General features: G+C 65.7%; 10 protein-coding genes. 4 read left to right on the plus strand and 6 right to left on the minus strand.

Annotated elements, in window-relative coordinates; all coding sequences use genetic code 11:
- Positions 1 to 148: 148 nt before the first annotated feature.
- The 4 genes from ABZ552_RS20630 (at position 149) to ABZ552_RS20645 (ending at position 6305) form a co-directional block, all read left to right on the plus strand.
- Positions 149 to 1573 (plus strand): WGR domain-containing protein, encoded by a 1425-nt coding sequence (locus tag ABZ552_RS20630; protein WP_357439075.1) that lies wholly within the window; start codon positions 149 to 151, stop codon positions 1571 to 1573.
- 127 nt (positions 1574 to 1700) lie between these two features.
- On the plus strand, positions 1701 to 3194 hold the full coding sequence (locus tag ABZ552_RS20635) for a serine hydrolase domain-containing protein (RefSeq protein ID WP_357439078.1): 1494 nt from the start codon (positions 1701 to 1703) through the stop codon (positions 3192 to 3194).
- A 91-nt stretch (positions 3195 to 3285) separates the two neighbouring features.
- Positions 3286 to 5481 carry an elongation factor G-like protein EF-G2 gene (locus tag ABZ552_RS20640; protein ID WP_281874671.1) on the plus strand — a complete coding sequence of 732 codons (2196 nt, stop codon included), beginning with the start codon at positions 3286 to 3288 and terminating at the stop codon, positions 5479 to 5481.
- Between the two features lie 92 nt (positions 5482 to 5573).
- A complete protein-coding gene (locus ABZ552_RS20645) occupies positions 5574 to 6305 on the plus strand; it encodes a hypothetical protein (RefSeq protein ID WP_281874672.1) in 732 nt (243 codons plus the stop codon).
- Between the two features lie 15 nt (positions 6306 to 6320).
- Here ABZ552_RS20645 and ABZ552_RS20650 read toward each other — a convergent pair whose 3' ends face one another.
- From ABZ552_RS20650 to glnA, 6 genes are all read right to left on the minus strand, one after another.
- On the minus strand, positions 6321 to 7235 hold the full coding sequence (locus ABZ552_RS20650; RefSeq protein WP_281917022.1) for a hypothetical protein: 915 nt from the start codon (positions 7233 to 7235) through the stop codon (positions 6321 to 6323).
- A 115-nt stretch (positions 7236 to 7350) separates the two neighbouring features.
- Complete coding sequence (locus tag ABZ552_RS20655) at positions 7351 to 9669, minus strand: hypothetical protein (RefSeq protein WP_281917021.1); 2319 nt, start codon at positions 9667 to 9669, stop codon at positions 7351 to 7353.
- Positions 9670 to 9766: 97 nt separating this feature from the next.
- On the minus strand, positions 9767 to 10084 hold the full coding sequence (locus ABZ552_RS20660; RefSeq protein ID WP_281917020.1) for a hypothetical protein: 318 nt from the start codon (positions 10082 to 10084) through the stop codon (positions 9767 to 9769).
- 125 nt (positions 10085 to 10209) lie between these two features.
- Positions 10210 to 10557, minus strand: a complete 348-nt coding sequence (locus tag ABZ552_RS20665) for a hypothetical protein (protein ID WP_281874676.1) — start codon at positions 10555 to 10557, stop codon at positions 10210 to 10212.
- A gap of 37 nt (positions 10558 to 10594) precedes the next feature.
- On the minus strand, positions 10595 to 10870 hold the full coding sequence (locus ABZ552_RS20670) for a hypothetical protein (RefSeq protein WP_281874677.1): 276 nt from the start codon (positions 10868 to 10870) through the stop codon (positions 10595 to 10597).
- Between the two features lie 374 nt (positions 10871 to 11244).
- Positions 11245 to 12681: a type I glutamate--ammonia ligase gene (glnA, locus tag ABZ552_RS20675; protein WP_067800793.1), complete on the minus strand. Its 1437-nt coding sequence runs from the start codon at positions 12679 to 12681 to the stop codon at positions 11245 to 11247.
- Positions 12682 to 12849: the final 168 nt, after the last annotated feature.

Raw genomic sequence — 12849 nt, forward strand, 5'->3', positions numbered from 1 at the left:
CTGTGTCCCCCCTCCTGACGAACCCGGCACGATTCTGCCAGAACCGCCACGGCCCGCAAGTACGTGACCGCGGCCGGTTTCCGCTGAATGTCGGTGCCCGTTGCTAACTTTCGTTTCGTTCTGATCTGACGAAACCAGGCGAGGCGCTATGACAATCGGGGGAACCACCTATCTCGAACTGTCCGAGGACAGTGGTACCGCGCACAAGTTCTACGAGGTGATCGTGGCGGGCACGCAGGTGAGCGTCCGTTTCGGTCGCATCGGGGAGCAAGGGCAGACGAAGGTGAGTTCGTTCGCCTCCGAGGAGAAGGCGCAGGCGGCCGCGGCGAAGAAGATCGGTGAGAAGGTGCGGAAGGGCTATGCGCCCGCCGTGCTGGGAGCGCGGGCCAGGCGCCCGGTCACCCGGCGGGCGATCAGCAGCGGCCGCTCCACCGCGAAAGCCGCGCCCGTGCTGTGGAGTTTCGACTCCGGGGCCGCCGCTTTCGGCATCTTCGTCGACGAGCGCCGCTGCTGGGTGGGCAACGAGAGCGGCGACGTGTTCACCCTCACCCCGGACGGCGTGGTCACCGGCCGGTACCGCTTGCCGGATGCGGTCAAATGCATTGTGGCGGACGATTTCTGGATCTACGCCGGTTGTGACGACGGACGCGTCTACGACTTGTCGGGCAAGGTGCCGCGGGCGGCCTACGACATCGCGGCCGACGTCGACATCTACTGGCTCGACATCCACGACGGCATCCTCGGCGTCTCCGACCGCCAGGGCGGCATCACCGTGATCGACTACGAGGAAGAGTCGCTGTGGACCCGGCGCAGCACCGGCGACTCGGGCTGGATGGTGCGCATCGACACCGGCGGCGTCTACCACGGGCATTCCGCCGGCGTCACGAAATACGACCTGGACAGCGGAAACACCCTGTGGCACGCGGGCACCGGCGGCGACGTCCTGTTCGGCTGGCAGGAATCCGGCGCCGTCTACGCGGGCACCGCCCGCAACCAGGTCCGCATGGTGGCCAAGAGCGGCCGGGCCGAGCGCACCTACCAGTGCGATGCCGCGGTCTTCTCCTGCGCCACCTCGCCCGACGGCCGCTACGTCTTCGCGGGCGACAACTACTCCTCGGTGTACTGCTTCGACGCCGCCGGTAACCGCGTGTGGAAGCTGGCCACCGGCTGCGGCTCGGCCTATTCCATGCAGTACCACGACGAGAAGCTGTACCTGGTCACCACCACCGGCACGCTGGCCTGTCTCGACGTCGGCGAGGCCGCGATCCGTGATGCCGAGCAGGGCGTGCTGCCGGAAACGGTGTCGGTGAAGGCTCCCGAGATCTCCGCGGTGGTGCCGAGCGACACCGTCGAGATCACCTCCGACGCGGGCACCGGCGTCATCGTGGAATGTGTGCACCAGGGGAGTTCCCTGCGCGTGCGAGTCGTCTCGCCCGGATATCACCAAGGCTGGAACGTGCAGTTTCCCAAGGACATTCGCCGAGCGGGGGCGCGGTACGTGGTCGACGGCATCGCGGAGTCGGCGCGTGGCGGGTTCTACCGCGTGCGCGGGGACATCCGCCAGTTGTCCTGAGTCCCGAACGTTCCAGAACGATACGTTCTCGCACGTCTCGCGAGATGTGCGACGGCGTCTCAGCAGGACCCCGGCCGCTCACGACAATGGCACACTGACAGAAGTATCGAAATGGGGGGATGGCTCGATGGGTGGACGATTCAGAACGTGGGCTGCGATCGCCGTGGCACTGACGACGGCGGCGGCGCTGCTGGCCGGGTGTACGTCGAACGACCATGCGGAACGGAGTTTTCCATCCGAGGCAGCCGAGCGGATCGACCGCATCGTGCGGCCGCAGATGCGCGCGCGGCTCGCCCCCGGGGCACTGGTCGCGGTGAACGACCCCGAACGAGGCACTTTCGTCACGGCCTACGGCACAGCCGATCTCGCGACCGGTCGTCCGATGGACGTGGCGAATCATGTGCGGATCGGGAGCATCACCAAGACGTTCACCGCCACCGCGGTGCTGCGCGCGGCCGACGAAGGAAGACTCTCGTTGGACGATGTGCTGGCACGGTACGTGCCGGGAGTGCCGAACGGCGACGTCATCACCCTCCGCGATTTGCTCGGCATGCAGGGCGGCGTCTGGGATGTCCGGGAAGAACCAGCTTTCGCCGAGCAGATCACTGCGAAGACTCCGGCATCCGAATGGCATGAGGGCGACCGCCTGCGTGCCATCATCGCGCACCCGGAAAGGGCGATGCCGCCACGCAATCGCGTGGAGTACTCCAACTCCGAGTACTACCTCTTGGGCCTCATACTCGAGAAGGTCTACGGAAAACCGGTGCACCGCGTGATCGATGATGTCGTCGCCGCACACGGGTTGCGCGCCACGACGTATCCCATCGACGCCACCATGCCGGCACCGGAGAGCCGCGGGTACGCGCACTTCGACGAAGCGGCCACCGATGTCACCGCGCGGACCACCCCTGCGCTCGCCGGTGCCGCGGGCACCATGGTGTCCACGATCTCCGACCTCGCCGACTACGCCCGCATGCTCGGCCGCGGCGATCTACTGAAACCGGAGACCTTCCGTGCCAGGACCCAGTTCGCCGGAGACCTGCGCTACGGGCTGGGCGTGATGGAGTACGGCCGCTGGATCGGCCACAGCGGGGCGGTCCCGGGCTACACCACCCACCTCGGTTATCTACCCGAGCGGGACGTCGGCGTCGTGGTCGCGGTCAACGAATTCAGCTCTCCGCCCCTGCTCGGGGTGACCGCCTCGATCATCTGGTTCGGCATCGTCCGTCAGCTGTACCCGGGCACAGCGCCCGAGGCTTCCGTGAACGCCGAGCCGAGCCCGCCGATCCCCGCGGTCGCCGAGCTCGACGGCCGCCTGCGGCGCACGCTCGATCCGGCGGTCCCGGCGGCGGACAAACCGCTGCGGATCGCCGACGACGACAAGGATCCGGAGTTGATCGCGCGGATATCCCGGGTCTACGCGCCGATCACCACGACGGTTGTCGAAGCGACCGAGGTCGGCCCCGGTCAGCTGCTCGGGACCGTCGTGCTCGGCAGCCCGGAACGCCGCGTGCCGGCCGTCGTGCCGTTCGTCGCCCGCGACGGCTCCTGGCGCATCGCCACGGGCTGGGCCTGCCAGACGCTCGTGACGACCGGCGAGTCCTCCCCCGCCTGCCCGTGACCGCCCACGCTGATCTGCCGATTCGTCGGCGGAACGCCACGACCGGTGGGAAGGTTGAGGTACGGCAGGTGTCGGCAAAGGAGCGAGACACATGGTGGACAAGACCAACGGAGCTGCCGCGGGCGACGGCGGCGTGATGACGGCGGACCGGCCGGAGCAGATCCGCAACGTGGTCCTGGTCGGGCACAGCGGGTCGGGCAAGACCACGCTCGTCGACGCCATGGCGCTCACCGCGCGGGCGGTCAACCGTGCGGGGCGCGTCGAGGACGGCACGTCGCTGTCGGATTACGACGAGATCGAGCACCGCCAGCACCGGTCGGTGCAGCTGTCGGTGGTGCCGGTCGCGTGGGGCGGGATGAAGGTCAACCTGGTCGACACGCCCGGATACGCCGACTTCGTCGGCGAGTTGCGGGCGGGGCTGCGGGCGGCCGACGCGGCACTGTTCGTCATCTCGGCGGCCGAGGGCGCGGACGGAATCGCCGGGGCGACCAGGGCGCTGTGGGAGGAGTGCGCCGCGGTCGGGATGCCGCGCGCGATCGTGATCACCCACCTGGACACGGCCCGCGACGAGTTCGACGTGATGACCGAGACCTGCCGGACCGTGCTGGGCGGCGGATCCTCGGAGAACATCCTCCCGCTGCATCTGCCCGTGTACGGCCCGAAGAATCCGGACGGTCACCGTCCGGTCACCGGCATGGTGGAGCTGCTGCCGCACTGCGTCGGCGACTACTCCTCCGGCGAGGAGGTCCAGGGCGACCCGTCACCCGATCAGGTGCCGGAGCTGGAGGAAGCGCGCAACCGCCTCATCGAGGGCATCATCGCCGAGAGTGAAGACGAGAGCCTCATGGAGCGCTACCTCGAGGGCGCGGAGATCAGCCTGGCGACGCTCGTCGCCGACCTGGAGCGCGCGGTGGCGCGGGGCAGCTTCCACCCGGTGCTGTTCGCCGCGCCCGCGCCCGAGGGCGCTAAGCAGGGCCTCGGCACGGTCGAGTTGCTCGACCTGATCACCGGTGGTTTCCCGACGCCCGCGGAGCACCCCATCACCGCCAGCAACGGCGCCGGACCGCATCCGCTGCGCTGCGATCCGGACGGCGAGCTGGCCGCGGAGGTCATCCGCACCGCGTCCGACCCGTACGTCGGGCGGGTCTGCATGGTCCGCGTCTTCTCCGGCACCTTGCACGCCGACGACACGGTGCACATCAGCGGGCACGGCCTCGAGGATCGCGGCCACGAGAGCCACGAGCTGGACGAGCGGGTCGGCGCGATCTCCGCGCCCTTCGGCAAGCAGCAACGCCCGCTCCGGCAGGCGATCGCGGGCGATATCGCCTACGTCACCAAGCTCGGTCACGCCGAAACCGGCGATACGTTGTCGTCCACCGGCAGTCCTTTGCGGATCGAACCGTGGCCGATGCCCGATCCCCTGCTGCCCGTCGCCATCCGCGCACACAGCAAAGCCGACGAGGACAAACTCTCCCAGAGCCTCGCCCGCCTGGCCGCCGAGGATCCGGCGCTGCGCCTCGAGCACAACGCGCAAACCCATCAGCTGGTGCTCTGGTGCCTCGGCGAAGCGCATCGCGACGTCGCCCTGGAACGGTTGCGGACCCGGTTCGGCGTGCAGGTCGACGTGACCGACCACGAGGTGGCGTTGCGGGAAACGTTCGCGGGCAAGGCGAACGGACGCGGCAGGCACGTCAAGCAGTCCGGCGGGCATGGGCAGTACGCCGTGTGCGAGATCGAGGTCGAACCGCTGCCGGAGGGGTCGGGGATCGAGTTCGTGGACAAAGTGGTCGGCGGCGTCGTTCCGCGCCAGTTCATCCCCTCGGTGGAGAAGGGTGTCCGAGCGCAGGCCGCGCGCGGGTTGACTGCGGGATATCCCCTGGTGGACGTGCGCGTAACCCTGTTCGACGGCAAAGCCCACTCCGTCGACTCCTCCGATGCCGCATTCCAGACCGCCGGCGCGCTCGCCCTGCGCGAGGCCGCCGCGGCCGCGGGGATCAGGGTGCTCGAGCCACTAGCAGAAGTCTGGGTGCTGGTCTCCGACGACTACGTCGGACCGGTACTGAGCGACCTGTCCAGCCGCCGCGGTCGCGTCCTCGGCACCGAGCCGCACGGCGCAGGCCGCACCCGGATCCACGCCGAAGTCCCCGAACTCGAACTCAGCCGCTACGCCATCGACCTGCGTTCGATCTCGCACGGCACCGCCGATTTCACCCGCAGCTACGCGCGCCACGAGCCGATGCCGAATCAGATCGCCGCGTCGATGCGCGGGGAAAAGGCACGCGCGTAACCACATCGGGCCGACTTCCCACTGGCTGTTGATCTCGTGCTGCCGGGTACAGTTGGGCTCGTATTCGAGCCTTGGTAGGTGGAGAAATGGAAATGGACCCCGCGCGCTGCGTCGTGCTGGTGCCGGTGCACGACTACATCGAACCCGGTTGCTCGGAGGGTCTAGCGGAACTGGAACGGCGCGGCTACCCGGTTTGGCGCGTCTACGGTTGCTCCGCGATCGATCAGGCCCGCAGCCAAATCGCCACCGACGCTTTGGCGCAAGGTTTCGAGGAGTTGATGTGGATCGACGCGGACGTGCGCTTCGATCCAGATGCGGTGACAATGCTGCGGTCCCACGATCTGCCGGTGGTCTGCGGGATCTACGCCAAGAAGATGACGCGCGAACTGGTCTGCAGTCTGCTGCCCGGTACCGACAAGATAATTTTCGGCGACGGCGGCGGCACAGTGGAGATCCGTTACGCGGCCGGCGGGTTCCTGCTCACCAAACGCGACGTTTACGAGACGATCGCGGAGAAAGAGGAACTGCCGGTCTGCAACTTGCAGTTCGGGCGCGCCAACGTGCCGTACTTCTTGCCGATGATCGTCCCGGATGGCGAGAACCAGTGGTATCTGGGCGAAGATTACGCGTTCTCCGAACGTGCCCGGCGCAGTGGCTTCAGCATCTACGCCGATACCCGTATCCGTCTGGAGCACATCGGCAAGTACGGATTCACGTGGGAAGACGCGGGTAGCGGCAAATACCGCTACAGCAGTTACGAGTTCAGTTTCCGGCAACGGGGTACGGATGCCGATGCGGAGAAAGGCGTCGAGCAGCCCCAGTGACGGAAGCTCGGCGGATCACGCCGTGCCCTCCTGAGAAGGCGAGCCGTCAGCGTGGACGAGATCGCTGGAAACGGCTGAGAACAAGCTTATCGAGGACTGCTCGCGCGGCACTCCGACGCGTTGCGCCATCTGCAGAACAGATGCGCCGTCGGCGTCACCGAGCACTCGGGCCAGGCCAGGTCGAGGATCGGATCCCCCCACCGCCGGGGCCGACCGCAGCCTGCTCGACAGCGCCTGTTTCCACGAGGGCACCCGGTCGTATTGATGGACGATGGGATACGGCATGCCTGTGGAGGTGTGGACACACTCCCCGATCAAGGTCGGCTCGGGCTCCAAGAGAAATGGGCGCAAAGCGCCGAGCTTGCCGGGGTCCGCGAATGTCCCGGCTTGACAGGCGAACCCCTCCTCGGACGTCACGAATTGCACCGCCGATCGATACGGCTCCATATCGAGCAACAGGTTGTACCCACTCTGATCGGCGATCGACACCCCGGACGATGCCGCGATCAGGGAGATGGCCAAGCACAAATCTGCCATCACCCCCGCCTCTCCAGCGATGACTCCGACGTTGCAGACCGGTTTCGACCACAGGCGCTGTACATGTGCCGGGAAACTTCGTTGCAAATTGGCCCGGTTCCACTCTTCGTCGGAATACCGCACGCCCTCGCTGACAGCGAGAAAGGGGCGTCGCAAGTGGGCTTCCAACCACGTGATCGGATCCGACTGGAAGAACACATCGCGCACATCGGTGACGATCGCGAACCGGAGGGAAGGCGCGAACATACGCAGCACATGGGCGACATCCTCGAATCGCCCGTTGTACACGCTGTCCCGAGGCGGCATCCGGACCGCGTACAAACCCAGCGCGTCCAGATGTTCGGCTATGGCATCGCCGCGGTCGTCGCGGTCGTACACGATGACCGCGCCCACACCGGCGAAACCGCTCGCGACCAGGCTCCTGGCCCACGGCTCGACAGCGGGCCACTCGTAGCCCGCTGCCGCTCCGATGACGATGTCCTTTTTCGCAGCCACGCCTTGGGCCCGCTCAGATCTGTTGCGGTGGCGGTGGCGCCACGGGGGGCGGAGCCGACGGCTGCGCCTGGCTCACGGTCGGTGGCGGTGCCGCCGCAGTCCCCAGATCGGCATTGCCGGTATCCAAACCGGTCGGATGCAGGTAGCCCGCGAAATTACCGTACTTTTCTTTCAGCGGAGGGTTATTGGGGTCGAGCGGAACGAGATGACCGCCGTCGAGGACGAACAGTTTGTTGTGCTCCTCGTCTCTGACGATCAGCGCGCTGTGCCGCTCCCACTGGAGGATGTCGCCCGTTTTCAGCTCGCCGGGACCGTTGACCACCGCGGGCGGATGATCCGCCGTCAACTCGCCCGCAGTTCCCTTGTACGCGGACATCGCGTCGAGGGCGACGTTCTGCACCTGCTTCTGCAAAGCTTCTGCTACCGGTGGGGACGCCTTCACATTCGTATTGTCGATGGGGACATCGACCGTAGTACCCGGCGTCGTCACCGCCGGCGGAGCACCCGCGTACACCGGGGCCGTCACGCCGGCAGGAGACGGTTGAGCAGTTTGTTGGGTGTTCGCGGCTTGTTGAGCGCGGTTCTGCTCCCGGGCTCGTTCTCGTTCCCGTTCCCGATCGCGTTCCTCACGCGAGTCCCGCTCGTCGTAGCCCCTGTCATCGGCCGGAACGCGCGGCTGCTGAGTCGCTTGACCGAGAGCGTTCATCAGCGCCATCTGCCCCATCAGATCGGACGCGTTGCTCCCGGTATTGGCGGCCGGTGTGGCATTGGCGGTGGGAGCGGTCGTCGCGGTCCCGGTCCCGGTCCCGGTGCCGGTCGGCATCGACGCGGTCACCACGGAACCGAGATCCGTGCTGGACGCGGTGTCACCGCTGCCGGTGCCCAAGGTCGGCTGGGTGCTGTCCACCGAACCGGTGGTGTCCGAATCCGACGTGAGCAGGTCGTCGTATGTGGAACTGAAATCCTGGCTCGTACTGACCGGCTGAGCGGTGGTGCCTGGCGACTGAGACGTCGTGGCCGGGGGGGTGTATGGCGGGGTGTACGGCTGGCCGGCGCTCGTGTGCTGGGTGGCCGAGCTGTGTGTGTCGCCCGACCCGGAACCCGAGCCAGAGGTCGAACCCGAACCTGAACCCGAACCCGAACCGGACCCGGAACCCGAGCCCGAACCGGAGCCCGAGCCCGACCCGGAACCCGAGCCGGACCCAGAACTCGAGCCGATCGGAAACGGAAGCTGCGCGGCCCTATCCGCGTACGCGATGACCTGGTCGGTGCAATGCTTCACCGCATCCCTGATCAGGCCGTAAAGCGGTGCTTCCTCCGCGACATTCTGGATGCCGTCCTCCGCGTACATCCGGCCTTGACCCGGGCCCTGCCCCTCGACACCGTCGTTGAGCTTGTCCCATATCTTGTCGTGGGTGTCCTGGATCTTGTTGTACATACTGCGGTAGTACGAGTAATTGGTGCGGGAAAGCTCCTCGGTCGTCTGCTCGAACTTGAGATCCCCACTCTGCCATTGGTCCGCGAGTCCGTTGAGATAAAAGACGGCAGAATTGTAGGCTTCTTCGGTGTAACCGGAACCGTGACCCCGATGTTCGAGTTGCTGAATGAAGGAGTCGGCCAGGTTGTCGTCGCGCCAGTTGTCGTCTTTGCCCTCTTTAGGGGAAATCAGAAATTTGGGCTTCTCCGGCTTCCCGTTGCCCATCTGAGCCATCAGATAGAGCAGCTGAGAATTGGCTACATCGATGAACGCCTTGAGTTCGGGGGAGACTTTACCCGGCGGCGTCCGGATTTCCAGCTTGAAATCAGATATCTTTTTGCCGTCGGTGATATCATTCTCATCGGCGTCCTGGCCGAGGAACTTTCGCTTGGCGACATCGGCAGGGAGCTCGTTGAACCAGACAATGTTGCCGTCCGCCGGGCGATTGCCGTCCCAGTTGTCACCGACTTTGTCTTTGACGGCGACCAGTTGTCCGTCGTTGGTCAGTACATATTGCCCGACCCCGTCGTCTTCGTCATCCCAGTCGTCAGTGGCCGCGCCACCTTCGTGCTTTTCATCGCCGGGCTCGGAAATTGCCGTGACTTCATCGTCATCTTTGTCGTGGAGTTCGAGCCGGGTTTCGCTGCCATCACCTCCCTGATCTTCGAATCTGATCTGGTTGGCGTCGCTGCCCTTCTCTCCATATCTATCGACGACATTGCCTGTGGGGACATGCTCGATGACCATCTCGCCGTCCCGCATGCCCATGCGGTATTGCTTGTTCGGGGAGTAGAGCCACTCACCCTCTTTGATTCTCTGTTCCCGATTGAGGATGCCACCCTCGATGTCACCCATCAGTTCCACCCCCGATCACACATGTGATTCCGAACTGCTCGTGAGCCGGGAACAGCCATTCCAAATCCTCCTACCCGAAATCTTCGACCCCTCGGCCTCAGATCTCCGGGTTCGTCCGCCGCACGTGTGCGCCGCCATCGATATCTGTCACCTCGAAGGTGTTTCCGGCGGTCGTCGAGTTGTCACCGGTCGCATTGCGCCCGTCGCCCACCTGCGTCCAGCCGATTCCCCGCTCGACGCCATATTGGACGGCGAACAGCCGGTACGCGTTGGCTGCCTTGCCGTACTGCGCCTCGAACTGGGCCTCCCATTCGGGATCTCCCTCTGCCCGCGCATACGCGGGAGCGCTGGCGGCGCGGTTGGCATCACCCAACCTGCGCAGTTCCTGCGGATCCTGAACAAACTTCTCGACCATATCGACGACTCCATTCCCACCGGCTCCCCCCATTCTCGGGCATCCCCATCGCTGGGGACTGAGACTCCGAGGAATGGCCCGGACGCCGGCGAAGCCGTGCCAGTCCGGTTTCGCCGAGTTCGCGATCAGTGATCTCGAGCGAACTCGGTCTTCTCCATGAGGTTGTAATCCGCCTCGGTAGGCAGCTCCAACGAGTCGGCGAAATGGGGCAATCCGCCTTTGTACAGCAACTCGGCGCGGCGGCCTACGCGGGACTTCTGGCGGGCCAGCCGAGCGACGCGCAGAATCTCCTCGGCGAGCCAGCTGTCGGGATGGTCGAGCACTTCGTCAGCGAGGTGCAGACCGACGATCATGCCGCTGCGGTCGCAGGCCACACCGACGGAATAGTCCGGGTTGAACACCTCGTAGATCAGATTGCGCCAGTCGGGCGCGGCTTCCGCTCCCGCGGCGCCCGGCATATCGAGATCGGTCACGGCATCACTCCTGGGTATCGTCGACCGCACCGGCGAGTCAGGGCTGCGGCCACGGCACCTTCGGCAGGGCCGTTTCCTGGATGGCGATTTTGTGCTGCCGTAGGGCGTCGACCGTACTGTCCCGAATCGCCGCCATGATGTCGGCGGCGATCTCCTGTCCGCTCGCGGCGCCCGCGAGCGTCCCGGGCGCGATGTACAGATCGGTGAGCCTGCCCATCCCGTCCACTTCCGGGATCACCCGGGCGCTGGGCGAAGGCCGCCGGGCGCGGATACGGTCGATCCGTTCCAGCATGTCGTCAATGGTGTTCACCACATTCCGACCGGATTGCACCGCCGACACCGTTTCCGGATGCATATCACGGGGCCAGATGTCCGCCACGATCAGCCCTCCTCGGACAGGTGACGAACCATCTCCGCGGCAACAAGGCACGGGCCCCACACCGCTCGAACAAGCACGTCCGGCAGCGAAGCTGTCGGACGCGAACTCGGAACGGCACTCAGCTCTCTACGCATGCCACCTCCACCCGTGAATGTTACGGGGCCATTCTTCTCGGTCCCCCACACACTTCCCACAGCCGGGAAGTCTCGAGCGTGTCCGAAAAGCAGACGAGTCCACCTGCTCGCGACCGTCGAAGGGTCACAGAACAGGTGGACTCGCTGACTACTACCGACGAAGCCGGTAACGGCTTACACGTCGAAGTACAGCTCGAACTCGTACGGGTGCGGCCGCAGGTTCACCGGGGCGATCTCGCCTTCGCGCTTGAGGGTGATCCAGGTCTCGATCAGGTCCTCGGTGAAGACGTTGCCTTCGGTGAGGTAGTCGTGGTCCTGCTCGAGGCGGTCGATGACCGACGCCAGGCTGGTGGGGGCCTGCGGGATGTTCTTGGCCTCCTCCGGCGGGAGCTCGTAGAGGTCCTTGTCGACCGGAGCCAGCGGCTCGATCTTCTTCTTGATGCCGTCCAGGCCGGCCATCATCATGGCGGCGAAGGCCAGGTACGGGTTGCCCGAGGAGTCCGGCGCGCGGAACTCGAGGCGCTTGGCCTTCGGGTTGTTGCCGGTGACCGGGATGCGGACCGCGGCGGAGCGGTTGCGCTGCGAGTACACCAGGTTGATGGGGGCCTCGTAGCCGGGGACCAGGCGGTGGTAGGAGTTCACCGTCGGGTTGGTGAACGCCAGCAGCGACGGCGCGTGGTGCAGGATGCCGCCGATGTAGTGGCGCGCCAGGTCGGACAGGCCGCCGTAGCCGGCCTCGTCGTGGAACAGCGGCTTGCCGTCCTTCCACAGCGACTGGTGCACGTGCATGCCCGAGCCGTTGTCGCCGAACAGCGGCTTCGGCATGAAGGTGACGGTCTTGCCTTCCTGCCACGCGGTGTTCTTGACGATGTACTTGAACAGCTGCAGGTCGTCGGCCGCGGCGAGCAGGGTGTTGAACTTGTAGTTGATCTCGGCCTGACCGGCGGTGCCGACCTCGTGGTGGCCGCGCTCCAGCTCGAAGCCGGAGTTCTGCAGGTTGGTCGAGATCTTGTCGCGCAGGTCGACGTAGTGGTCGTAGGGCGCGACGGGGAAGTAGCCGCCCTTGTTGCGGACCTTGTAGCCGCGGTTGCGGGTGCCGTCCGGGTTGAACTCCGCACCGGTGTTCCACGAACCGGAGACCGACTCGATCTCGTAGAACGCGCCGTTCATGGCCGAGTCGTAGCGGATCGAGTCGAAGATGTAGAACTCCGCCTCGGGGCCGAAGTACGCGGTGTCGGCGATGCCGGTGGAGCGCAGGTACTCCTCCGCCTTGCGCGCGACGTTACGCGGGTCGCGGCTGTAGGCCTCCCGGGTGAACGGGTCGTGCACGAAGAAGTTCAGGTTCAGCGTCTTGGCGGCGCGGAACGGGTCGACGCGCGCGGTGGAGAAGTCGGGCAGCAGCAGCATGTCCGACTCATCGATGGACTGGAACCCACGAACGGAGGAGCCGTCGAACGCTAGCCCTTCCTCGGCGAGGTCGGTGGTGAAGGCCTTCCCGGGGATCGAGAAGTGCTGCTGCACACCGGGCAGGTCGCTGAAGCGGATGTCGACGTACTCGATGTCCTCGTCAGCGATGTATTTGATGACCTCGTCGGCCGTGCTGAACGTCACTTGTTCTCCTTACGGATCGGTTCCCAGCCAGTGTCGCTTGCATGGGTTCGTCGCGACCAGACGCTATGGATGCCGTGTTTCCCTGCAGTCAAGGATGTGTTTCGCCGGTGTTACACGTGCGTCAGGCAGCGTGGTGCTGACCACCCGGACTCGAAATGCATGGTAGTC

Source organism: Nocardia sp. NPDC019219 (genome assembly GCF_040632645.1).
In the GTDB taxonomy this organism is placed as follows: domain Bacteria; phylum Actinomycetota; class Actinomycetes; order Mycobacteriales; family Mycobacteriaceae; genus Nocardia; species Nocardia sputorum.

Bases quoted from the DNA above. Each gene is read 5' to 3' on its own strand.
- ABZ552_RS20630 (WP_357439075.1), top strand. From the start codon at position 149: ATGACAATCGGGGGAACCACCTATCTCGAACTGTCCGAGGACAGTGGT.
- ABZ552_RS20635 (WP_357439078.1), top strand. From the start codon at position 1,701: ATGGGTGGACGATTCAGAACGTGGGCTGCGATCGCCGTGGCACTGACG.
- ABZ552_RS20640 (WP_281874671.1), top strand. From the start codon at position 3,286: ATGGTGGACAAGACCAACGGAGCTGCCGCGGGCGACGGCGGCGTGATG.
- ABZ552_RS20645 (WP_281874672.1), top strand. From the start codon at position 5,574: ATGGACCCCGCGCGCTGCGTCGTGCTGGTGCCGGTGCACGACTACATC.
- ABZ552_RS20655 (WP_281917021.1), bottom strand. From the start codon at position 9,669: ATGGGTGACATCGAGGGTGGCATCCTCAATCGGGAACAGAGAATCAAA.
- ABZ552_RS20660 (WP_281917020.1), bottom strand. From the start codon at position 10,084: ATGGTCGAGAAGTTTGTTCAGGATCCGCAGGAACTGCGCAGGTTGGGT.